Origin of the sequence: Nocardia sp. NPDC058518, assembly GCF_042719655.1 — a bacterium.
GTDB lineage: Bacteria > Actinomycetota > Actinomycetes > Mycobacteriales > Mycobacteriaceae > Nocardia.
In genome coordinates, this window is the sequence record NZ_JBHXNJ010000014.1 from 19276 (window position 1) to 44478 (window position 25203).

Sequence of the window (25203 nt, forward strand, 5' to 3'; positions counted from 1 at the left end):
GCGGGTCTTCGGTCGGTCTCGCCGAGTCTTGTACGCGAAGGTAACCATCCGACGATGGAATCAGGTTAGGCTAACCTCATGTTGAATGGTGATTCCAGTGGGCGGATCGTCGTCGTCACCGGCGCGGCCGGGGGTATCGGGGCCGCGATCGCCGCCCGTTTCGCCGGCGAGGCCAGGGTGCTGTCCCTGTGGGACCGCGACCCCACCGTGCACAAGACCGCCGCCGAACTCCCGGCGCGCTCCGCCCACGGTGTCGAGCTGGACGTCAGCGATGGCGCCGTGGTGCAGGCGGCGTTCGACCGTCTCGCCACCGAATACGGAACGCCCGATGTCGTCGTGCACGCGGCCGGGCTCATGGTCGGCGGCTCCGCACTCGAGCTCGATCCCCAGGACTGGACGCGCTGTCTGACCGTCAATGCCACCGGCACGATGCTGGTCGCCCAGCGCGCGGCCGCCGACATGGTGTCCGCCGGTCGCGGCGCGATCGTGGTCGTCTCCTCGAACGCGGCCGCGACGCCGCGCGTCGGGATGGCCGCCTACGGCGCCGCCAAGGCCGCTGCCACCTCGTTCACCCGCTCGCTGGCCCTCCAGGTGGCGCCGCTGGGCGTGCGGGTCAACCTGGTCTCGCCGGGCTCCACCGATACCCCGATGCTGCGCGACATGTTCGGCGGCACCGTCCTCGACGACGCCGCCGAGAATGCCCTGCTCGACGGCGATCCGAGTGCCTACCGCCTCGGAATCCCGTTGCGGCGCATCGCCACTCCCGCCGATATCGCGGGCGCAGTCCACTTCCTGGCGTCCGAGGACGCCCGCCACATCACCATGCACGACCTGCGGGTCGACGGTGGCGCAACGCTCGACATGTGACCGAGAGGAATGATCACCATCAGTACCGACAGTTCAGACCCCGCCTTCCTGCTGTCCCGTCCGCAGCGGACCGTGTCCGCCACCGCGGGCGGGACGGTCTTCCGCTCGGCACACGACGCGATCACCGCGCTACGCAGCGGCCGGATCAGCCACATCGTCGGGGCGCTGCCCTTCACTCCCGGCGCACCGACCGCGCTGTGGGCACCGGACTCGGTGACGATCACCGAAGCGCCGCACCAGCCCGGTTCCCGGATACTCCCCCGCTTCGAACTCGACGCCGCGCTGCCCGCGCCGGAGGAACACCGCCAGCGCGTCGCCACCGCGGTCGAAATGCTCGGTGATCCCACGCACCCCCTGCGGAAGGTGGTGCTGGCCCGCGCTGTTCGCGCTCGCGCGCCGAAACCGGTTCGCGCATTGGATATCCTGGACCTGATGGTCGCATCGGACCCGATGTCCAACGGCTTCCTGGTCGACCTCTCCGCCGCGGGCGGGCGCTATCCCGGCCGTCACCTCGTCGGCTCCAGCCCCGAGATCCTGGTCCGCCGCACCGGAAGTCAGGTGCTCAGCCACCCACTGGCAGGCTCGGCCCGGCGCATTCTCGACGACAGCGGCGCCGACCGAACCGCGGCCGACGCGTTGCTCGCCTCCACCAAGGACCATGCGGAACACCGCTTCGTGACCGATCAGGTCTCCGCCGTGTTGCGCGACCGGTGCGCCGAAGTACTCACTCCCGCACCGGAACTCACCGCCACCCCGGCGATGTGGCATTTGGGCACGCCGATCACCGCGACCGTCCCGCTCGCCGGTCCATCGGCATTGGAGCTGGCGGTAGCCCTGCACCCCACCCCCGCCATCTGCGGCACGCCCGCCGCCGCGGCGGCCCGGGTGATCGCCGAACTAGAGGGCGAACGCGGTTTCTACGCGGGTGCGGTCGGCTGGTGTGATGCCGACGGCAACGGTGAATGGATGGTGAGCATCCGCTGCGCCGAGCTCTCCGCCGACGGCACCACCCTGCTCGCCCACGCGGGCGGCGGGATCGTCGCCGCCTCCGACCCCGCCGCCGAATTGGCCGAGACCACCGGCAAATTCCAGCGCATCCTCGGGCCGCTCGGTATCGCCGACCTGCCCGTCACCGTCGGCTGACCCTGCCGACCACTACGCCAACGAGAGACTCACCATGCCCATCCCCCCGATCGCGCCCTATCCGATGCCGACCGCGGACGAGTTCACCGCCGATCAGGTCGACTGGACCGCCGAACCCGGCCGCAGCGCACTGCTGATCCACGATATGCAGCAGTACTTCCTCGACGCCTACGACCTGTACCGCGATCCCGCCCGCACCCTCATCGCCAATATCGCCAAGCTGCGCGACCACTGCCACCAGCTCGACATCCCTGTCATCTACACCATGCAACCCGGCGACCAGCATCCGTCGCGGCGTGGCATCCTCGCCGATTTCTGGGGCACCGGCATGGCCGAGGGCGCCGATACCGAGGTGATCAACGCGATCGCCCCCGACCCGCAGGACATCCAGGTCACCAAGTGGCGCTACTCCGCCTTCCAGCGCACCGATCTCCGCGAACTCCTCGGCTACTACGGCCGCGACCAGCTCCTGATCACCGGCGTCTATACCCACATGGGCTGCATGCTCAGTGCCGCAGAGGCTTTCATGGGCGATGTGCGCCCCTTCCTCGTCCACGACGCCACCGCGGACTTCAGCCGCGACGAGCACATCATGGCGCTGAACTACGTCGCCCGCCGCTGCGGCGCCGTCACCAGCACCGACAATCTGATCGGTCAGCTCGAAAGCGCGAAGGTGGAATCCACCGAGCGCCGATCTGCCTGATCCTCGCTCCGAGTACGGCTGTGGCACCGCCTCTTCCGTGCACGACGAAGGGCCCCGCCGTTCCGCTGAACGGCAGGGCCCTTCTGCCGCCGCATTCCGCTGGGCGGCAATCCCAGAGAGAAACAGGAACACCTTTCATGTCAGTTCACCGAATGACGGCGCGCATGCGTGCGGCCGTCGCCCTCTTGATCGTCGCGACGGCCGCGACGGCGGCAGGCTGCGGCAGCTCCACCGCCGACCAGGCGGCCGACACCGGCACCCGCCAGGTGGAAACCGCCAAGGGCCCCGTCACGGTGCCCGCCGACCCGCAGCGCATCGTGGTCCTCAACGGCGCTCTCGCCGGATACCTCTTCGACCTCGACACCAACGTGAAAGCGGCGGATCCGCGCATCCTCGGCCTCACGCTGAAGCCCGGCGAGTTTCCCCCGGCCTGGGCCGCGGACGCCAAGGAACAGGGCACGGTGACGGTGCCCTCCGGTGATGACCTGAACCTGGAGTTCATCGCCGCCCAGCGGCCGGACCTGATCATCGGCGGCGGACCGGGCTATCCGGGCCAGCAGACGATCAAGAACTACGACAAGCTCACGGCCGTCGCGCCCACCGCACTGGTGGCATCCGACGCCACCAACTGGCAGGACCAGTTGAAGTCGGTGGCGAACATCGTGAACCGCCCCGAGAAGGTGGACAGCATGATCACCACCTACAACGACAAGGTCGCCAAGGTGAAATCCGGTCTGAAGCTGCCGCAGGGCGCGGCCGCCGTGATGCAGTCCCAATCGGACGGTAAACCCATCCTGCTCGTCCCCAACACCCCGCTGGGCGCGCTGCTCACCGACGTCGGCTTCACCGTGGACGACAAGATCGAAGCGAAGGCAGGCAACCCGCCCCGGCCCGCGGCGGGCGACTGGGTGACCTTCAGCCCCGAACTGCTGAGCACCGTCGTCGACGCTCCGGTGCTCTTCGTGATCACGGTCGACAACGGCCGCGATATCGCCCAGCTGAAGGCAGATCCAGCGCTCGCCATGCTCCCGGCCTTCCAGAAGGGTCAGGTCTACGAGCTGCCCGCGGAAAGCAAGCGTCCGGACTACCGGGTCGCCATGTCGGTCCTCGACCTGTTGGCGGAGCGCTTCAAGTAGTTGCCGTCGGCGCGCCGCGGCCGCGTGATCACAGCTATAGGGTTGCTTCCCAATCCTGCGAGCTATCGATGTCACCGCGGTCGTGCTGCGACAGCAGGGCGACGACTACCGTCCGATCACGTTCGGTATCAAGGGCTCGCACAATGGCTTCGGTGGCATCGATGAAGTGCGCGACGATCTCGATACCGAACTGATCGCGCGGTACTTCGTCGCGAAGAGCAGTGATGGAACGTTCGCCGCCAGGGACCGCTCCGGCGCGATCGGCGGTTCCTGGCCGACCCAGGCAATGGTCAGCGCACCCCGACGCCTAAACCGAATAGCAGGTAACGCATCTCGGAACAATTCGGATCCGCCCCCGTTTCACACTACCTTCCCAACGATCCAAATGCTATACATAACAAGATCTTTGGGGAGGAAGCAGTGGGGGACACTTTCGTCGCGGTCGCGGGCTCTGGCAACATCGCCGTCCGCACGACAGAGCAGGGCCAACCGGTGCGGTTGCGCGTCCGGCAGGAAGAGCTGAATCGGCATCCCGCGCACTTGGCCGCGGAGATCGTGCTGCTGTGTCGCCAGGCCGCCGCCCGCGGCGCCCTCCTCCGCAGGGAAGCGCTCGAAGCCGCGGGCATGAGTGCCGCGGCCATCGCCGCGACCGGCCTGCCCACCCGCGACGACGTCGCGCGCGCCGAACTCGACTACGACCAGCAGTTCGGCGCTGAGCCGCAGATCTGGGTCCGACCCAACTGAGGAGGGCGACCATGGTCGACTCGATGGACGAACTCATGCATCGCGTGCGCGGCAGGTTCTACCGTATGCAAGAACTCTCCGAGCGCCTCGCCGCGATCCGCATCCGCGAATCCCGCGCCGACGGCGCCGTGGTGGTCGAGATGGACGGCAACGGCTCGCTCGTGAATCTCACACTGACCGAACAGATCTCACTGATGACCGCGACGGATTTCGAGACGGCTGTCGTCGCCGCCGCGGCGGCCGCCACCGACCGCGCGCTCGAGCAACAAGCGGCATTGGTCCGAGATTTCAACGAGGAAATCGCCGGCTGAGGCCGACACCGACACAACCATCTCTTCAAGATCCGGGGAATCTCATGGCCGATCGCCTGCAAGCCGACCACTCCACCATCGCCGAATTCGGCAGCGCCCACGCGGGCATGGCATCCAAGGTCGCCGCATCCGCCTTCGAACAGGGCGCGCTGGTCGCCGCTGTCGCACCGGTTTTCGGTCTCATCGGCCAGGACTTCCTCGCCGCGTTCTCCAGCGCGTCGGGCAATCACCTGACCACCCTGGGTGAGATCGCGGCAGTCCACGCGGGCACCTCGCTGACCGCTTTTCAAGCCGCCGGTCTGTACACCTCGACCGACCAGTCCTCGTCGGGCGCGCTGAGCCAGGTGATCTGAGCATGGCCGACGGCGATGCGCCTGTGGAGGCCGAAGATCCTGCGGTACAGGAGGATCCAGCCGCCGAGGCACCGCTCGACGAGACCGAGGAACAGGTACAGACGGTCGAGGACATCATCCGCGACCTCCTCGACAGCGACGCGCTGGCACCGCTGCTCGGCCTGTCGGTCCCTGACATGCTCAGTTCCCTCGGCTTGCCCCAACTCCCCCAGCTGTCCGCGCGGCCGACCGACGGCAGCGCGACGTCGACACCGCTGGACATCGCGGGCCTGATCGAGCCCGTCCTGCAGATGGCCTCCGCCTTCGGCACCGGAAACACCAGCAGCGGTTCCGGTTCCGATGCCAAGAGCTCGCTCAGCGACACCTCCGACGCCCTGTCCTCGACCAGCGATCTCGCCTCGTCGGCACTGCAGGCGGCCACCGAACTCTGGGAGGGCATCGGCTCGGTCGCCGCGGCACTGAAGAGCACTGATCTGCAGAAGAGCAGCACGGAGGCGGCGGCCCAGAGCGACAAGATCAAAACCCTCGTCGCGCAGGGCGCCCAGACCGTCGGCCAGGGGGTCTCGGAGATCGGCGGCATCGTCACCCGGTTCTTCTCGGCCATGACCGCCGCGGGCCCGTTCCTGTGGACGCCGCCCGGCCAGGCGTGGGCGATCGGCCTCGCTACCGAGAGCACCGCCGAAGCCCAGGGCGTGGTGGCGAAGACGCAGGCGGACCTCACCGCCAAAGCGGGCGAGATGACCACCGCGGGTGAGCCGGTGGAGGTCACCGACGCACCGACCGGTGTCGACGCGATGAGCGTGGCGACCGAGCTGATCGGGCTGGTCTCGCCGCTGATGAGCCTGGCCTCCACCGGCATGTCCGCGCTGAGCGGGCTGGGCAGCACGGCCGCCGACGCGGTCGAGTCCGGTGTCTCGACCGCGAGCGATGTCGTGAGTCAGGCTTCCGAGTCCGCGAGCAAGCTCGCCGACGCCGCCTCGTCCGCGGCGGAATCGCTGTCGGCACCGACGACTCCCGACAGCAGCCTGTCGACGGCCGGGACGACCGAGAACTCACCCAAAGACCCGCTGTTGCAGCCCGCCTCGGCCGGGTCGGGTGGCGGATCGGGCGGCTTCGTGGGCGGGATCGGTGGCGTGGCGGGCAGCCCGCTGTCCAACTCCCCGTTCAGCGGTCGAATGAGCACTATCGGCAGCCCGGCACTGCCGACGACCTCGGGTGTCGACGGCTCGGCGAACCCGAACGCGCGCGCCGGCAGCGCGGGCGCACCCGGCGTCCCCGGTGCCGCGACCCCCGCGGCCTCGGCGGCTCGCCGGGCCGGCGAGGGCAGTTCACAGGACCCCAACCACTCCCCGCTCGTCACCGGCGTGCACGGCGACGAACTCGTCGGCGACCTCAACGGCGGCGCGCTGCCCGTCATCGGCGTCGAAGAGGAGGTCTTCGACGAGGCACCGGACGACCTGTCCGTCTGACCCACCAGATCCAGGAGTTCCCATGACCGACAAAGTCGAAGTAGATCCGGCGCAGCTGCAACGGCTCGCCGCCGATGCCGACGCCCTGCGCGACCGCCTTGCCGCCATCGCGGCCAAGGGGGTCGCCGCCGTCGCACCCGGCTCCGCCGCCTGGGGCGGCGACCGCTACGGCAACCGGTTCACCAGCGCCGACGGCGCCAATTTCGCCGTCCGTGCCGACCAACTCCGCACCACCACCACCGAACTGGGCGAGGCGTTCGATACCTTCGCCAGCGGCGAGGATCAATCGAAGTCGAAGATCAACGGCACCGAAAACGGCAACACGGATCTGTTCCGCTGATGTCGAACGAGTACGCCGACCGCGCCGAGTCGATGCTGGAAGACCTACACCGCCACGCCGCGACCATCGCCGCGGCGGCCGCCGAACGAGCCGCGCTCACCGCCACCGCGTCGACCGCACAGGACCGGGTGACGGTCACGGTCAACGCCGATGGCGTCGTCATTCGCACCCAACTGGCCCCGACCGCGGCGAGCATGAGCCTCACCGAGCTCGCCGAATCCTTCACCGCGGCAACCCAGGACGCCGCCGGTCAGGTGCAACGGGAAAGCGCCCGCCTGCTCGCCACCGTCACCGCGAACGGCGCCCCCATCCCCAAGCTCTCCGACATCGTCGCCGACATGCCCGAACTCAGCGAACTCCTCCCCGACCTCGCCCCCGCCTCGTTCGCCGCCCCCACCCCGCCACGCCGCGACCCCACCGACGCCGACGCCCACCCGATGAACACCAGCTCCGGCGTCAACATCTTCGGCAAAGCCTGATCCGAGTTCCGAGTAGTGTCTGTTCGAACGAAACGAGGAGAGTCGCGATGCCGTTTCAGGATTCGGGCCGGGAGGTCTGCGTCGTCACCACGCTACGCGGTGACGACGAGTGGATAGTCGCCTTCGTCATCGACGGACGCAAGTATCCGTCCGCCGCGGATTTCGACCGGGTAGTACGAGATGCGTTCATCCAGATCAATCGGCGGTGGAGACTGATCGCGGAATTCGAGACCCGAGCGGTAGGGATCGGCGAACCAGATTACGAATTCCCGTCATGGGAAGATTTCCGAGGAATGCTCGAGCGCGGCGAGTGGGCAGGCTAGGTCACCGGTCCCCATCGATCAACCGACCCGACTCGTCCCAGGCCCGCTTCGATGCGATGCCCCCGCCAGGCGAGAAGACCGTCTCACCGACCAGAGTTCCGTTTCCGTCGTACGCCAACCAGGTGCCAACTGCCCGCCCCTTCGAGAATTGGCCGATGGATCTGACAGAACCATCCCCATGCCACGCGCGGGACGGACCGTCGCGGCGCCCACCGACAAAGGTCTCGACAGAAACGACCGGACCAGTCGACCCGATCCGCTCGATCACCGCCCCGGTCAAGGGAGCGCCCTCGTATTCGGCGACCCCCGCCCAGTCGATCGACAACAATGGATCACCGCTATCGATCGCGTCGCGAGGGATCCCTTTCCTGGTCAGCTCGTCCCAGATCTCGATGACCCGCCCCTGCTCGTCATAGACCACCGACGACTCCAACCCGTCATTGCGATCATAGACATCGACCCGTCTGAGCCGACCGGACCGATACCACTCTTCCCACTTGCCGAGAGGCAAATTGTTGTGAAACAACCCCTCATAGCGCTTGGCGCCATCGAAATACGTCCCCGACCACAGCCCGTCACGATCACCGTCGGAGTAACTCCAGAACTCACGCGGCCCACCGTCCACTCCGACTTCCACATACCCCGAAAACGGCACACCGCGATACGACAACCGACCGGTTGCCCCGTCGATCGCCACACCCGGATCGTCGCGGTCGATGAAATCGTCGGCGAATTCCGACACAGCCACGCCCCTCTCCGCAATCAGAAGTACGACATGAACGCCGCGTTGAACTCGGGCTCACGAGTATCGAAGGTACCCGGCGTGTAGTCGAGCCCACGCACCCTGGCAACGAACTCCGAGGGCAGCACGAGCGGGCTGGCGGCCAGGTATCGCAGGGAATCCTCACGCCAGATCCAGACTCCGTCGGAGTACAACGACGAACCGCCCTCGATCCAGCCGTCACCCGCGACGAGATCGAGCGTCGCTTCCATCACGTCGAATATCGCCCGCACGTTGGACATGTATTCGAGAATGCGGCCTCGATCCGGTTCCACCGCACCGGTTTCGGCGGTGGACAGCGACGGCAGATCCTGAAACCGATCCTGATACATCTCCCGGTACATCGCTACCGGCCGCAACACCATCACGTTCTCCCCTCACCGAGCCGCCGCCCTCGGACGCCCCCGTCCGTGATCCTTCGGGCTAACCTCGACGGCGTCAACCGGACCCCACCGCGTCGACTCGCTCGCAGTGCGACTCTCGAGCCGAGATGTTATATATATCAGGATCTTTGGGGAGGAAGTCATGCGGAACTCCGATGTGGGGGCCCGGTGTTCAGCGCCGGGTCGGTCGGTCGCGACGGCGATCTCGTCGGGTTCGCCGACACCCGCGACCCGATGAGCACCGAGCACCACGGCACAGCCTGATTCGGGTAGCGCATGGCTATCTGGCGACCGCCCTTTGCCGGCGCCCTGAGCTGGGTCGCGGGCGTGCAATGGCCCGAAGGCAACGAAGACGCCATGTGGGCGATGGCCCAGGATCTGGAAGCCGCCGCCACCCAGGCTCGCGAGGCCATCCAGGACGTCATCGCGCTCAGTAACGCCACCGAGGTCGTCTACCCCTCCGGACGCGGCGGCGACGCGATGCGGACCTGGCTCGAACAGTTCCAGGGTGAGGACGGCTCGCTCGAGAAGCTCGCCCTGTCCTACGAGGAACTCGCCGACTCCGCCGACAAGTTCGGCACCGAACTCCAAGCAACGAAACTCAACTACCACGCCGGTCTGATGTGGTTCGTGGCCGAAATGGCCGTCGCCGCGCTGATGGGCCCCGGTGGCCTGGCCTACCAGTCCACCGTTATCGCCATGGCCCGCACCTTCTTTCAGCGGGTCGCGCGCGCCGCGCTGCAACGGATGGCGGCACTGGCCGGTAAGCAGCTGAGCAAGGCGGCCGCCCAGCGCGTGGGCATCATCGCGGGCGCGCTGCTGTACGAAACCGTGCAGGAGTCACTCGAGGAGGTGTTCCAAGGAACCGCCCAGGAGTACGGCATCCAACGGTTCCAGGTCAGCCAAGGACACCTCGACCAGGTCGACGGCGCCAAGGTGTGGCAGAACGCCAAGATCTCGGCCGTCGCGGGCGCCGCGGGTGGCCTCACCGGCGGCATCCTCAACAGCGCGGCGACGAAACCGGTCGGAAAATGGGCGGCCGCCGGGCAGGGTGCCGCGATCGGTGCCACCGCGGGTACCGCGGGCGGTGCGGCTGCCTACGTCGCCACCGGCCTGGATACCAACAACTGGGAATTCGACCCACGCTCGATCACCAGTGGTGCCATCTCGGGTACCGGCCCCGGCGCCATCAACGGCTATCAGAACGCGGGCGACGGCAGCAGCTCCCGCACAGCCCCCGCACCGACGACGACCTCCCCCGCCCCTGGTCCCGACACCCGAACCAGCGACGCGCCGGGAGGCTCGAAGGCAGCACCCGCCTCGACGACCGAGCCGGCCACGCGCGAATCCGACGCGCCCCAGACCTCGACCCCGCCGAGTCCAACCACCACGAACAACTCCCCGGCCGTATCGTCGGCCACCACCAACACCACGACCAACACGCCATCGACTACCAACAACAACGCACCGGCACCGACCCGCGCACCGACCGTCGGCACCACTAGCACCACCTCGAACTCGACATCCTCAGCGGCACAATCGTCCTCGACGAACTCGACTACCTCGGCACCGACGACGACCGCCGCCCAATCGGCGACCTCGGCGACGAATTCCCCTGACACGACACCATTGTCGGCCGCCTCGACGGGGACGACCGCTGCGGCAATCGACACCGCGACGACCTCGGCGACGAATGCCGACGTCGAGGCGACAACCAGCCAGCCCGCCGAACCAGCGAGCACCGTCCCCGTACCGGATACGACCGATCCGGCCGACGTGTCCCCAGCGGTCGTGGAGGCCGACGCTGCTGTCGCTCAGCCTGATTCAGTGCCACCGGTCGATATCCAGCCCGCCGACTCGACCTCACCGGCCCCGGTCACACCGGTCACCGAGCCCGCTACCCCGCACGCACCGGACACCAACGGCCCACTGACCAATCTGAGCTCCACCACTGCACTCTCGACCGCGATCCCGGCGGCCATATCGACTCCGGGGCCCACCCGAGCATCCGAAACCAGGCCACCGACGACACCACGGCCGGAACCCGGCGCCACCAGTACGCCGGACACCGAAGCGGTCGCCATCGAACACGCGTCGGTCAGCGAGAACGACACAACCACTGACGTTTCCGAAGCGGCCACCCACCGTGCCGCCGATATCGACAACCCGGAGCCGGTCGGCGGCCGTGGGCTCGATACCGCGGTAGTCCAGGCCCGAGCAACGGCATCGACCGAGGCGCCCGCGACCCGGGTGCCGGTGGAAACCGAACAGCGCGGCGCCGACCCCACCAACACCGTGCCCGACACTGCGAGGACCGATCCCGCCGCGCGAGCCACCGCAGCGAACGAACCGTCGTCCAGACCTCGCACCACCGAAGCCCCCGACGTCGCCGCCGGTCCGACCACCGAGAACACCGCGCGCACCGATAGCCCTACCTACGACGCCAGGCTGCCCAGCGGCGAAGGTGTCCGCCACCGACCGACCGGCACCGCCGTCGGCGAGGACCCCCATACCCATCGGGCCACCCAGAACCTGAGCAACGACGGTGCCCACGACGTGGTCGTGCACGGTCGAGCCGACGGCCTGCCCATGCCGGGTAAGCGAGTCCCCGTCCATCCGCAGGAGATCGTCGACGCGATCCGCGCCAACCCGCACTACCGTCCCGGCACTCCGGTGCGCCTGGTGTCCTGCCACGCGGCCAACGGTTGGGCACAGTACGTCGCCGATCAGCTCGGCGTGGTCGTCACCGCACCCACCGACCGGGTCGGTGTCCCGCGCGAGCCCAACTCCGCCCCGGTGATCGACAACGGCGGTCGATGGCACACCTTCCGTCCCCAGCGTGCCGACGAAACACCTTCGAACAGTGAGGAATTCACACAACAGCCGACTCGCGATCACGCCGATGCTGCGACGACACAACCGGAATCAGGCCGAACGGACTGGATGTCCGACGGCCCACCCCGCGCACCAGCCGCCACGCAGTTGCGACCACCACCAGGAATGACGGAACTACCCGAGCCCGGGGTGGATGCCCGGTTGCTGGGGTCACTTGATCTGTCCGACCCGAGCGTCACCACCGACGACGGCGACCCGCCCGCGATCACCCATATCGACGGCGAACATGTCGACGACTTCTCCCGCCGACTCAGTGCCGAGCGCGGTGCGGCCTACGTACGTGCCGCCGAGGTCGATCCCGCCGTCACCGCGGCCTACGAGGCGGCCAAGGCCACCGCTGCTCGGCTGGCCGCCGAGCAGGCTGCCGCGGGTGTCGGGGTTCGCACCGCGAAAGACGCACTCAGAGCGGCCGAGACCACCTTGCGCGACGCGACGGAGCAGCAGCGTCCAGCAGCAGAGGAGAACGTACGCGCGGCGCAATCGTCGATGCGTTCGGCGATCGAGTCCGCCAAACAGGCCAAACAAGCACTCAACGCGTTCGAGTCGACCGATCAATCGGCCACGGCCAAGACCGAATACGAGCAGGCCAAGAAAGCGACGCTGCCTGCCGCGAGACGCGGAAATGTCACCGCGATCACCATCGACCGCCTCACCGGGCGAGTCTACGAGGCCGCCAACGGTCCATCGACCTACACGATCCACCCCGACATGTTGCATCGCGCCCTCTACGACAATGTCGCGCTGCGCCAAGACCCCGGCGAGGTCCATACCAACCCCGACCACACCGCGTTCCCCCACGCCGATCACCCCCTCGGCCATGCCGAGATCCGTACCACCAACGCCGCCGTGCACGACCGCGAACTCCTCAACAGCACACCCGAGCACGCCGGGCGATACCCCACCGACCACGACGGCCTCGCGTCGATCCTCAACTCCCCGTTCGTGCCGAGAATCGCCGAGGAGGCGCCGTGCTGCGCGAACTGCACCCGCGTTCTGATCGGGACCGAGAGCACCGCGGGCCACATCATCGACGAGGGCGCGCCCAGGGTGGAGCACATCAGCCACGCCGACGTGGCCCGCACCGCCGACAGCGAACACCCGCTGCGCCCACGCCTGGTATCAACCGACTATCCCGACACCCACCCGGCAACAGATCACGGCACCGACTGGATGTCGGACGACGATTCGCAACAACCCGATCCGCAAACCGTGTCGGCTCCCGAGGCAGACAGCCTGGTACCGGAGCACCGCTCACTGCACGATGCGATCGAAATGGTCTTACAGGATCATTCCGATATCGCGAGAGTAATCCACGACCTGGTCAACGACCCCCACCCGCTCAATCTGACTGACGCCCTTCGCGATGCGTCACGCCGCACCGAAACCCTCGCGCTTCTCCGAGAAATCGCTGACTCGAACCTTCTCGATGGTCGAACACTCACCGAATTCGTCACCCGAAATCCCCGCCGTGGAGCACTGTTCGAACCACTCGCACCCGATGTCAACAGCCTGCCCGATGGTTGGTCCCGAATGGCGGCGTTGGTCGCGGATACCAAGCCACTCGATCCCGCACGCACCGTCAGCGCACGGCCGGACCCGGCCGAACAGGCACTCGTCGATGACTACGCCGAACGTCTCAAATTCACTGTCGAACCCGCTGTCAAGGCAGAACTCGCACGACTCATCGAGGGCCTGCACGGCGCCACAACCAACGTACGCACCAAACCATCCGACGCCATCATCGACAAAGTCCGCCGCATGGTCGACGGAGCCGAGAACCGCCCCCCACGCCCCAATTATCAGGTCGGTGACGCCATCGACGCCGTCGGCGCCCGTATCACCGTCGACAACACCGAACAACTCGCTGAACTTCTCACCCGAATCCAGCAGCAACTCGGCACCGGCGACAACAGTCGGATCGTCGAGATCGAAAACATGTACGCCACCCCGAAGCCACGGAATCCCGAATACCGGGTCATCCCGATGGTCATTCGGATCGACGTCGACGGACTCCCCTACACCTACGAACTGCAGCTCACCACCCGACGCGCCTCCATTGCCGCCGACATCAACCACAACACCATCTACAAGCCCTACATCCCACTCACACCCAGTGAACGCGAAGCTGTCAACCGTCTGTTCGCCGAGGCAGCCGCACTCGAGCAGATCGAAAATCGCTCGTCCGCAACAGAACCGAACGCGACCGAGATTCCACCCGAATCGCGGCCAGGTAGTCCGGCTGTCGACGACGCTGACCCCGCCGAGCAGATATCGACCCCCGACACCCCGTCAAAACCCGAAACCCACGCCTCCTACGACCTGCGCCAGAACCTTGTCGAGACGGCCCAAGCCAACACCCCCGCTCTTGTGCCGGACCTCCACAGCACCCGGACCATCGGCCCCGACCGGCTCGCCGATCTCGAGGACGACGCATATCTCGAAGCGGTCCAGGACGCACTACTCGACGGCGAGCACTTCATTGTCGGTGCCGATCCACGCACCAATGACTACGGACAACTCATCAACGACGGTGGCCCAACCACAGACGGCCGCGCGTACAACTGTGTCGATAATTCTCTCGCCGCGCTGTCGTCATTCTATGGACGGCCCGCGGTAGCCCTGCCGCGTACCACGGAGTATCTCCCTGACGGGGAGCTCGATACCCGGGGCGAGTTGGACGGACTCGCGCGTGCGGAGAATTGGATCGGCGGCGCATGGCAAGACTTCACGGGTCAGGGCATGACTGTTCCGGAACAGTTCGCCGCACTGCATGACTGGATGACACTGATGGGCCCGGGTTCGGCAGCCTTCGTGCACAACCAGTGGCACGCGCACGATGCGAATGGGTGGCCCGAGTTCGATGAGGGTGGATATCCCATCGGCGGTACCGAGCACACGACTGTGATCGTCTTCCCATACGACGCCGACTCGCCCGTATGGTGGGATCCACAGTCGAACCAGACATCGGACAAGCCACCGACCACGATGACCGATCACTCGGTCGGCCTCGCCTTTATGTCGATCGACTCCAATGGAGGTACCGTCCGTGTCGAGTCAACAGCTGGAAACCCAGGAACAGGTTCAACAGTATCTGGCCCGAGTCCTCGAGTCGGAGCGGGAATTCCGGATTATCGAGTTCCGAAGTTGTTGGGTGTGCCAGAAAGTGCTGACACCGGAGGAGTTGAGCAGGGGTCGCAACGTGGGCAGGGGTTGCTACGCGGTGAACAAGGAGACCGGGGTGGTGACCTCGCACTCGAGCGGTCTGCCACCGTACCTGATCGGCCAGAACTACGACCAGGCAGTGGCGAACGGCGAAACGATCGAAGCGTTCCAGATGTACCCACCGCGATGGCGCACGACGTACACACGGATCCGCCAGAACCACAACGAGATCGAGTACATGGTGCAGGCGCATTCGCTGACGGTTCCACCGGTCGAGGACTCGCAGCAAATCCTGACAATCGACAAACAGTCACTGCGCTATCGAACAAGTCCCCGAATCATCCACCCCAGCAGCAGTTCCGCGAACGGCTGGATCCAGATGCTGCACCGCAGGGACGGGACCTGGCCGGAGCAGGGCACGCACGAGCACTGAGCGACGCTAGCGAAGGTGATACCGATGGGAGCGCAGCGCGACGGAGTGCGGATGAGTCGGACCCCGGTGCCACCGCACGAGATGACCGAGGGTCGGCGCCGAGCCGCCGAGTTGACGGGGATACCGATCCCGCCGTCAGCCAAGGAGATAGCCGCCTACCGCGCCGCGGGCTTGGAGCCCCCGAGCGAGTAGACCTCGACCCGACCCTCGCTTCATTCCCCGATCGAGGCGAGGGTGCGCACACAGCCGCGCGGGACCACAGCGCCGACGACATCGCAGCACAAACCGACTGGATGTCGGACGACGATTCGCACCCACAACCGGATCGGCAGGCGCCGACCGCACCGGACGACAGTGGGGATCTGACCGGACCGCCGGCTCCTGATCACGCGACACCGCACGTGCCGACGAATGCGGTGGTGCGCGAACGGCTTCGAACGTTGAGCAGGCAGATCACCGCCGCCGCGACGGAGCAGCATTCGGCCCGACGGCAACTCTCGACGCTCGCGCAAGAGCTCGGCATCGATCCGGGCAGGAGCGGCCCGCGAACACTGGCCGACGAGATCCGGTCCGCATCGCAGGCCCGAATTGATACCGCCGCACAGGTTTACGAGCAGCGACCGAGCACTCCGGACGACATGGTCCGCCATATCTACCGGCGTCACGCGGCCGAGCGCACGATCGACGCACTGGCAGCGCTGAACAACCGGGCGGAGCGGCAGCTGGACCGGTACCTCCAGGCGCGCACGACCGAGAGCGAGCTACGCGCCGAGGCAGGACGGCGCGCGGTCGCCGACATTCTCACCGCGGCAAGAGCGGACGTCCGATCCGAGGGGTTCGGTGTCGTTCCCGGACGGCCGCCGCACGCCCTCGCCGTGTCGACCACCGACCCGCACTCGCTGCTGGACGACAGCCGTCGGCGCGAACTCCAGGACGCCGGGATCGGTGTCGAGTACCACCGGGTGGTCATCGACGACGCGGGCAACGTGCACGTATTCGACCTCGGCAGCTCGCAGAGCCACACCACGCCACCGCGAATCCCCGGACCCGAGACCACACTCGGCGACCACTATCGGGCCGGTGATCGCGCGCTCGAGACGGCGCGGCAGCGGGCGGTCGAGCAACTCGAGGATGCCTACCGACGAGTCGTCGGCGAGACCCGACCCGAGTCGCCGCTCCGCCGCGACCCAGCGGTGTCACAGCGGATCGACCAGGCCAGGGCGGAAGCGCTCGAGCGGCTCCGGCAGACCCATCAGGCCATGGCGACCGAGCTGGACACAGCCACGCGAGAGGCGCTCGGACGGCTCGGCGAACCCTCCTCCACACCCGCGCCCGATCCCGCCCCGAGTCAGGCCCCGGTGCCCGCCGCGCGAACCGGGACGCGCGCACGACTACGTCGGATCGTGACCGGGGTTCGAGAACGGATCGCGGAGTGGAACCAGGCGGTCGCCACCGCCAAACATCCCTCTGGTTCGGGCCTGGACGGCAAGGGCCAGAACGAGCTCTTCCATACGCCGTTTCGCGTCAGCGCCCAGACCGAGCACCGCAACCCCGGCGAGAAGGAGGCGTTCGCCGACGTTCAGGCCCCCAATATCGCACGAATTCTGCACGAGGCAGCGGTCCTGTACAAGAACCGAGAGCTGCTCTGGCGCAACTATGTCGGGTGGACGGAGGCCAGCTCGGACACGCCGCCCACGCGCCGTTCGGACGGTACTCCGTATCGGTACTGGAACGAGGGTGCCGTCGAGAATGCCGATGACCAGGAGTTCGTGCGACTCGAAGCCGAACGGACGGCGGCCATCTGGCGGCAGGTCACCCGACCGGCCGGGACCGATCCCGATTCCCGGGCCGAACTCGATCAGGTGGCCGTCGAGCAGAACCCCGAGTTGGCTCGCCGCCTACAGCGCGCCGCCGCACCCGCCACCGACGCCGCCCTGTTCGCCGAGACCAATCCGGTCGATCCCACCCAGCTCACACCCGAGGCGCGCGCCGCGTACGCCGACGCGCTGCGCCACGCGACACTCCTGCGACGACAAGCCGAGGCACTCGACCTCACCCTGACCGACCTCGGTCCGGCCGGGCTGCGGCAGGCCGCCGCCGAACTACACGCGCGAAATGTGCGTCTCGCCGGTGCCATCGACGCGGCCGTGGACACGTGGCAACGGTTCCGCGGCGAGGACGCGCGACTCCCCTTCACCCGTGACGTCGACATCACCCGCAACAACTCGGGTTCGCGGCTGCTCCGTGAAATCGCCGGTGAGCAAGCGTCTTTCGTCGATCGTTCGGTGGCCAATCCAGCCAACATGGGCAGCGGCCCCGAGTTCTCCACCCCACAGGACGAAGCCGTCTGGCAGGCGGAAGCGGCCAGACGCACGTCGCTGCGCAACGAGGCCGCGGCGTGGGCGGCCTACCTCGACGTCGACGATGTCGCCGCCCTGGATGACGTCCGGACCCAGGAGCAGGTTCTGCGTGACCGGCTCGCCGCCGACATCCGGCAGTCTGCCGATTTCGTCCGGCGATCCGAACAGTATCTGCGCGTCCAAGCCAGGCTGGATGCCCTGACCGACGTCGATCGCGCGCCCGTGGCGCCCATCGATCCGCCCGCGCGCCTCGACCCGGCCGAGCTGGCACTGCCGAACGATATCGACCTCGCCGTGGTCGAGCTGGCGGGGCGATTGGGCATCGATCGCGCCGCCCTCGACCCCGCCCGAATTCGAGAGACGCTCGAAGCACTGCGTCGCGACAACATCATTCGAGCCGGACGCGTCGAGGCCTTGGCCGCGCTGGCCCATCACCAGGTGGCGTGGGCGGCGGCGGTCGCGGCGAACAAGTCCGAATCCGAGCACAACCAGCCGATGCCGGTCGTCGAGCCGGGGCGGCTGTTCCCGGTCCCGAATCGGATCGACTCCGACGCGTTCCTGCGCGCCATCGCGGGCGGCCACGATATCGCGACCGCCCTGAACTCCGCGCGGACCACGATCGATCCGAACGCGGACTGGCTGCGATTCGCCCTCGTCTACGACACCGACCTGAAATCACACGAGGTCGATGTCGTCGCTGCTGTCGTGCGAGCCGATATCGCCGTCCTGACCAATCGGCTGGCGCAGCTGGAGACCGGTGCCACGACGCCGGACTCCGCGCGAACGGCCGATCGACTGCGAGCCGAGATCGCACGCCGACACGACTGGCTCGACACCCTCCGCGCGACGACGAGCAAGCCGGATGCCGACCGAATCACCCGGACCCACCAGGAGATTCGCGCGGAGATCGTCCGGCGCGCCGCCGAGATCGAAGCGCTCGCGGACCTGACGACCCGCGCCGGTCCGTCCCCGCACCGCGCCGACCCGGCCGTCGGTCCCAACGCCGCGCCCACCGGGCACCCGCTGGCCGAGACCGCCCGCCAGCTCGTCGACCGGTTCAGCGCGACCGCCACGACGATCGTCGAGCATTTCGAACAGCTCGCCCACACCCTCGACGCACAGGCCGAGACGACACTGTCCAACGATGCCGCCTGGGAATCGACGGGCCCGGCACGCAGCCACGTCGCGACCACTCCCGAGGTGGCGGCGGAACTCGCCGACCTCGCGAACCGGGTCGAACACGCTGCGACACAGCGTGATTCCGCGGCCGACGCGCTCCGGGCGCGAGCGCGAGACCTCGGCCTCGATCCCGATATCCGTGGGCCCCGGCAAGCATGGCAGGCGATCACCGACCACCTCGGTCCCCGACGCGCCGCCGCCCGACAGGTTCTCGACCGAGGAGCGGGCACGGTCAGCGAGCATCTGGACGCGCGCGCCGTGATCGATGCGGCACAGCGCCACCAACAAGCCGCCGACCAGCTCATGTTCGACTACCTGCGGGCCCGGGATCAGGTCGAGGACCTTCGCACCCAACTGTTGGCCCGCGCCGCCGCGGATGTACTCGAGGCGGCGGGCGCGCTCGATCACCACGCGGGCGTCGGTACGGTACCGGCCCCCACCGCGCAGGTGCTGGCGGTAACCGGCGATTCGGATCCACACCGCCGCACGTTGTCGGCGAACGACCATCGCCGCCTGCTCGCGGCGAATGTCGCGGTGACCTTCCAGCGCGTGCTGGTCGGTGAACGCGGCGAGGTCCATGTCGTAGAGCTGCGGCTCCGTGGCGGCAACGATCCGACCGCCGGTCCGATCGGGGATCCCCGCGTGCCGCCGCCGGGCCCGGTCAACCTGGCCGGGCCCGCGACGGAGCAGGGGCACCCGGATCCGACAACCCGGCCGGATTCGACCGAACGCCAGGCGAATCCGTCGACACCCGAGAACATCACGCGGGGACTGCTCCCCGACTTCAACCGGGTCGACTACGAGTTCTCGGTGAATCCCGTTCAGGCGCACGAGGATCCGGCACTACTGCAGCAGATGGAAGCGCTGCTGACCACACCGAGTGGAGGCTTCGAGACACACTTCGATCCGCGCACCCACCCGGCCGCGCGGCACGTCAACGGCGAAGGACCCGACGGTCCGGGACGGCTCAACAACTGCGGCTGGGCGGCCATGGCGGGGATGTCCACGTTCTTCGGTGATCCGAGGGTGGCACCGAGGATGCTGCCGGTCCTGGGCCCCAACGGGACAGCGGTGTATCAAGGCGGCCTCGATCGCGAATACATCAGCCGCTGGCTCGGTACCGGCTGGCTGCAGTTCGACCCGGCGATGAGTATCGAGGACCAGTACCGCGCACTGCACGATCTGGTCGCCGAGCTCGGGCCCGGTACCGCCGTCTATGTCGCCACTCGCTGGCAACGACTCGATCAGGACGGCAACCGCGTCTTCCGGCCCGACGGTTCGGCACGTCTGACCGGCGGTCACGCCACTCTCGTCGTGTATCCGCGAGACGCCGACACTCCCGTGTGGTGGGACACGCAGGAACTGACGGCGACCGACCATCCACCGGCGAAGATGCTGCGCGAAGCCGGCACGCTGCAGGTCGGCATCGTCCGTGCGGACGGGTCGATCTTCGATCCCACGGACGCCGCGGCGCTCGCCGCCGAACACCGCATCGCCGCGACACAGTCGTGGACCTCGCTGCCGTCGACCGACCCGGTTCTGCGAACGATGCACGCCACGCTGTCGGACGAGCAACTCCGGGGTGCGACGCCGACCCCATCGGAACAACCACCAGATCTCACCACCGCACCAGATCTCGGCACCGAGTCACCCGCGATCGCCACTCCCGGCTTCGACATCACCCACACCGTCGACTCCGACGGCAACCCGGTCACCAGCCTCACCCTGCGCATCCACCTGCAGCAGACCGGCGACATCACCCCCGGTGAAATGGGCCGGGTCCGCGCCTCGACCCAACTCGCACTGACCGAGATCTTCGGCGCATCGGCGATCACCGAGCCTTCCCATGCGCTCGAACCTGCAGCTCCGCACACTCCGCTCCAGCTCCCGACCGGTGCCCGCCTGCAGGTACGGGTCGAGTTCGTCGACCAACCCGGTGCCGCGCACCTGCGCACCCCGGTCTCGCGGATCGCGGGCCTAATCCCGCACGGCTGGGCACCGGACGCCACACCCACCGAGCTGGCCGAACAGATCCGCGACCACTTCGGACTCCAGCCCCACAACAACACCCACGACCAGGGCCTGTCGCTCGACGGCATGGAGCTGTACGAGCTACGCGACGAGATCAGCCACCGCATCACCGCCGCGAACACCCGTTCTCCGCTCCCCGCCATCGCCGACGCCCGCGTCCTCGGATTCCACCCACCCGTCGCGCTCGAACAGCAGCACTATCAGGAAGACCTGCGGGCAGCGGCCCTGGAGGGCGACCACTACGTCTCGGGCTTCGACCCGCGCAGACACCCCGTCGCCGATCTCGTCAACGACGGTGGAACGACACGCGGCGGACGCGAATCGAATTGCTGGGAAACCTCGGTCGCGGCGATCACGACCTTCTTCGGCGACCCCCATGTCGCTCGCGCCGCGCTGGCAGTCCCCGGCAGGAACGGTGTACCGGAATACCGAGCTATCGGTGACGACTCCGCTATCCGGCAGTGGCTCGGTGCCGACTCGATCGACTTCTCCCACACCGGATCCGACATCACCGAACACTTCGACCGACTACATGACCTCATCGCCGAAATCGGGCCCGGATCAGCGGCCTTCGTCGGAATCACCTGGCAGGGCGACGGCCAGGAACCCGGCGGACGCCACATGATGGTCATCGTCCACCCCACCGACGGATCCGGCCCCATATGGTGGGACCCGCAGTCACGTCAGACCTGGGATCGCGCACCCGCCCAGGTGGTGCGAAAGACAGCTGTTCTCACCGCGATTCCGCTACTGCCAGACGGGAGCCCCTACCGTGTCGCTACCGATACGCACCGAAGCCCAAGCCAGGGAATACATCACCCGGAGCCTCCCACTGGGCCAAGCCCTCGCGCTGCGAGCTTTCCAGCAGGGCTGGGTAGCGACCCTGATCGAACCGGACCCCACCCGGCGACTGGGACTCCCGGTGTTCGTGCTGAACTCCGAGACCGGCTTCATCTTCACATACCCGAGCTGGGCACCGGATCTCGTGATCGAGAGCTATCAGCAGACGCTGCGGGAGGGCGCGCAACCGCTGGGCGGCCAGATCTTTCCCTTCCGTATCCGAATACACCTGCACCTGAACGAGGACAAACCGGACCGGGTGTGGTACCGGATGTACCAGGAATCACTGACCGAACCGGGACGGACCGAGCCCGAGTACCGGCTGACCGTCTTCAAGAACAACCATCGGTATCACCCGACGACCTTCCCCGACGCCCGCGCGGCAGCCATGATCCGGCACCTGTTCGAGACCGAGGGGAGCTGGCCACAGCACCTAACTCTCGACTACTGACCGACGACCACCCCGTCGGCGCCACCGAATCGCCCGACAAACCGTTCACGCTGAACCTCACGCCGGACCGACCGAGTACCGCCGAGGCCCACGCCCGGTACGGCACCGAAACCGTCGCCGGCGTCGCCCATCACGCGGACGACTCGGACCTGAACGATCTCGCCCAGCGAGTTCGCCGCGACGACAACTACTTCACCGCCGACGTCCATCTGAGCGACGACGGCGAAGCGATAATCGGCGGGCATCGTTACACCGCTGAGGAATACGGCGATCTGCTCCGTCAGCACACGAGCTGGGACGGCCGAAAACCCATTCGTCTCATCGGCTGCGACGCCGCCACGGTCTCCTTCGCCGCACGCGTCGCGGCACACCTGGGCACCGATGTCCTCGCCCCCACCGCCCGCGCCTGGACCGACGGGCACGGCCGCGTCTACACCAGCGGGGTCGAGATCGACTCGAACGGCAATCGACGGCCACGCATCCCACCCGACGGCCAGTGGATCACTCACCACCCCGACGGAACGACGTCGCAGTCCGGATTGGACGGCTTCGCTCCCGGCACCTCGGCGATCGACCGGTCGTCGTTGGACCCGAACAGCGCCCGAGATCGCGGTTGGCGCGACCGTTTCCGCACCGGATCACGGGGCGAACGTGCCGCCGGGACGGAAACACCGTCGACGGAGTCCCCCCGACCGACCGCGACCGCCCCTGCGGAGCACTCGGCCACACACCCGGATCCGCCGACGAGTACCCCGCGGCCGATCACCGAGCCGACCCACACAACTCAGCCGGCCGCCACGACCGAGCAGCCAGCCGTCGACGCACCCGTCAGCCCATCCGACTCGGCGATTCCGACCGCCGTCGATCCGCCACAACCTCAGTTCATCGCCCCCGACCTGTCCGCGATGCCGCCGCTGCGAGACTTCATCAACGGAACGAGCGACGCCGAACTCATGGACATCCTCTCGGCCATGAACGGCCGGTACGGACCATTCGATGTACGGATCGACAAGGCCGAATACGATGATGTCGAGCAACACGTCGAGCGGGCAGCGCAATTCAAGGTGGTGGCAACGGTGCATGATCCCGAATCTGGAAAGGTTGGTGTAATCAAATACTTCATCTATCTGAACAAAAAGAGCCAAATAGTCCTGTTTCACCAACTCATCGATCTCGTTGAAGCCGCTCAGGGAAGGAAATTCTCCGCACACTATTTCGCGGCAATGAATGAATACTATTCTCGATCTCGGGTGAATGTCATCGAGATCTTGGCCGGACGGGACGGCGGCGGATACGCGTGGGCACGTCGAAACTTCAAATTCGATATGAGCCCGGACAAGATAAGGCGTTCCGTCCAGAACATACTTGCGAGAATCCGTGCCGAATATCCGCACTGCTCGCCTGCCGAACAGTCCATTCTGGACGACCTGGCAACTCGGTTCGCCGGCGATGCGGATAACCTCCCGAATCCGCGGGAGATCGCCGACATACCCGGTGATGATGGAACACTCGGAAAGCGACTATTGCGAGGCTCCGAATGGTGGGGTCGAATGGAGGTCAAATATGCATCCTGAGAATCAAGACTTCATCAGAAAGCGCGACAAGGCGATGTCGGACCATTTCGCCGCCTTCGTCACGCGACACGGCCTGAGCGCAGACCGCACACAGTGGCCAAGAGACGCCGAATTGGATTACTACTGCGAGCGGGTGGAATTGGAATCCGACTGGCACCACAAGGCCGACATCCTCGAGGAACGCATAAGAGCCTTCAGCGAACCTCCTCGGATCGCCCCCGTAGTCGATGGATACAACGAAGCCGGACGTCCACTCGATCGCCTTCCGCTGATGAAGAAACTGCACGAACGGCTGCTCGCCTACCTCGAGTCAGCACCCATCATCTGGTCGGAACCCGGATTCGGCGAGGACGAATTCGCGCCAGGCGAGTTCGACGTCCCGTTGAACTACCGCTGCGACGGAGCGTGGATCTGGGCCGGCGCCGTCCCTCACTACTTCCGTAAGCATGAATTCTGTCCCCACTCCGCACTCGTCGACCACATCGTCGGCAGTGAATTCCCACCTATAGAACTCAGCGACGAGAGAAGGCGACTCGCCCGCGAAGCGATCGCCGGGATAGCCGAAGCGGCACCGCCGAGCCTGCGTCTGGCCCACGTCTACGACGGCCGCGATGCGGACGGCCGACCCTTCGCCGACCGTCCGCCAGTGCCTCATGACCTGCAGGCACCACTGCTGACCTACCTCGAATCAGCCCCGATCATCCTGTCCGCGCGCGGTTTCGACTCGGACGAATTCGCCACCGGCGACAACGACGTGCCACTGAATTTCCGCACCGACGGCACCTGGATCTGGGCGAGCGCAGTCCCCCACTACCTACGCAAACACGGACTCGCCCCGGAAGCCGACCTGATCCGACACATCATCGACAACGAATTCCATCTCGCCGAAGTCGATGAGGGAACCAGACAACGCGCGCTCGCGGTCATCACCCGACAATGATCAGCACCGCAAACCGGCGGCCCGTTAGTCGGTCACGTACCGGGAGAAACCTGGTTCCAGATCTTTTCGCTGAGGCGGTGCGCGACGTCGGCCAAGTCTCGGCCGTTGTTCGACGGACCGAACGCGGGGCCGGAGCGCAGGCTTTAGTGCGAGTTCGCCGAGCATGCTTCTGACGTGAACGCCGCTCAGGCCGGGCCACCGGATATCCGCGTGCCGTTCATCGAAAACCGATAGAACTGGCAAACCTGGCCGGGGACGACGGTAAACTCGGCAAAAGACTGATGCGCGGCTCCGAATGGTGGGCGA

The 25203-nt window shown here is 67.0% G+C and carries 15 protein-coding genes; 13 read left to right on the forward strand and 2 right to left on the reverse strand.

The window, feature by feature from the left end:
• The first annotated feature begins 78 nt into the window (after positions 1-78).
• From ACFWPX_RS22765 to ACFWPX_RS22815, 11 genes are all read left to right on the forward strand, one after another.
• Complete coding sequence (locus tag ACFWPX_RS22765; protein ID WP_378929009.1) at positions 79-867, forward strand: SDR family oxidoreductase; 789 nt, start codon at positions 79-81, stop codon at positions 865-867.
• A 9-nt stretch (positions 868-876) separates the two neighbouring features.
• Complete coding sequence (locus ACFWPX_RS22770) at positions 877-2010, forward strand: isochorismate synthase MenF (protein WP_378929010.1); 1134 nt, start codon at positions 877-879, stop codon at positions 2008-2010.
• Positions 2011-2044: 34 nt separating this feature from the next.
• Positions 2045-2713, forward strand: coding sequence for an isochorismatase family protein (locus ACFWPX_RS22775; protein ID WP_378919822.1), 669 nt, complete (start codon positions 2045-2047; stop codon positions 2711-2713).
• A 137-nt stretch (positions 2714-2850) separates the two neighbouring features.
• A complete protein-coding gene (locus ACFWPX_RS22780) occupies positions 2851-3849 on the forward strand; it encodes an ABC transporter substrate-binding protein (RefSeq protein ID WP_378929011.1) in 999 nt (332 codons plus the stop codon).
• A gap of 420 nt (positions 3850-4269) precedes the next feature.
• Positions 4270-4593, forward strand: a complete 324-nt coding sequence (locus ACFWPX_RS22785; protein WP_378919826.1) for a hypothetical protein — start codon at positions 4270-4272, stop codon at positions 4591-4593.
• An 11-nt stretch (positions 4594-4604) separates the two neighbouring features.
• Positions 4605-4904 (forward strand): YbaB/EbfC family nucleoid-associated protein, encoded by a 300-nt coding sequence (locus tag ACFWPX_RS22790; protein ID WP_378919828.1) that lies wholly within the window; start codon positions 4605-4607, stop codon positions 4902-4904.
• Positions 4905-4948: 44 nt separating this feature from the next.
• Positions 4949-5257 (forward strand): type VII secretion target, encoded by a 309-nt coding sequence (locus ACFWPX_RS22795; RefSeq protein WP_378919830.1) that lies wholly within the window; start codon positions 4949-4951, stop codon positions 5255-5257.
• Between the two features lie 2 nt (positions 5258-5259).
• Positions 5260-6726 carry a hypothetical protein gene (locus ACFWPX_RS22800; protein ID WP_378929012.1) on the forward strand — a complete coding sequence of 489 codons (1467 nt, stop codon included), beginning with the start codon at positions 5260-5262 and terminating at the stop codon, positions 6724-6726.
• Positions 6727-6748: 22 nt separating this feature from the next.
• Entirely contained in the window at positions 6749-7066 is a 318-nt protein-coding gene (locus ACFWPX_RS22805; RefSeq protein ID WP_378929013.1) for a hypothetical protein, read from the forward strand.
• Entirely contained in the window at positions 7066-7545 is a 480-nt protein-coding gene (locus tag ACFWPX_RS22810; protein ID WP_378929014.1) for a YbaB/EbfC family nucleoid-associated protein, read from the forward strand. Before ACFWPX_RS22805 ends, ACFWPX_RS22810 begins: the two co-directional genes overlap by 1 nt.
• Before the next feature lie 47 nt (positions 7546-7592).
• Positions 7593-7868, forward strand: coding sequence for a hypothetical protein (locus tag ACFWPX_RS22815; RefSeq protein WP_378919838.1), 276 nt, complete (start codon positions 7593-7595; stop codon positions 7866-7868).
• 1 nt (position 7869) lies between these two features.
• Here the strand turns inward: ACFWPX_RS22815 and ACFWPX_RS22820 are convergent, their stop codons facing one another.
• Positions 7870-8616, reverse strand: a complete 747-nt coding sequence (locus ACFWPX_RS22820; protein ID WP_378929015.1) for a toxin-antitoxin system YwqK family antitoxin — start codon at positions 8614-8616, stop codon at positions 7870-7872.
• 14 nt (positions 8617-8630) lie between these two features.
• Positions 8631-9014, reverse strand: coding sequence for a hypothetical protein (locus ACFWPX_RS22825; protein WP_378919842.1), 384 nt, complete (start codon positions 9012-9014; stop codon positions 8631-8633).
• Between the two features lie 294 nt (positions 9015-9308).
• On the opposite strand from ACFWPX_RS22825, the gene ACFWPX_RS22830 reads away from it, so the two are divergent.
• Both ACFWPX_RS22830 and ACFWPX_RS22835 read left to right on the forward strand, forming a co-directional pair.
• Positions 9309-23957 carry a toxin glutamine deamidase domain-containing protein gene (locus ACFWPX_RS22830; RefSeq protein ID WP_378929016.1) on the forward strand — a complete coding sequence of 4883 codons (14649 nt, stop codon included), beginning with the start codon at positions 9309-9311 and terminating at the stop codon, positions 23955-23957.
• The gene (locus tag ACFWPX_RS22835) at positions 23947-24897 is read left to right on the forward strand and encodes a hypothetical protein (RefSeq protein ID WP_378929017.1); all 951 of its coding nucleotides are present in this window, start codon (positions 23947-23949) and stop codon (positions 24895-24897) included. Before ACFWPX_RS22830 ends, ACFWPX_RS22835 begins: the two co-directional genes overlap by 11 nt.
• Positions 24898-25203 lie beyond the last annotated feature (306 nt).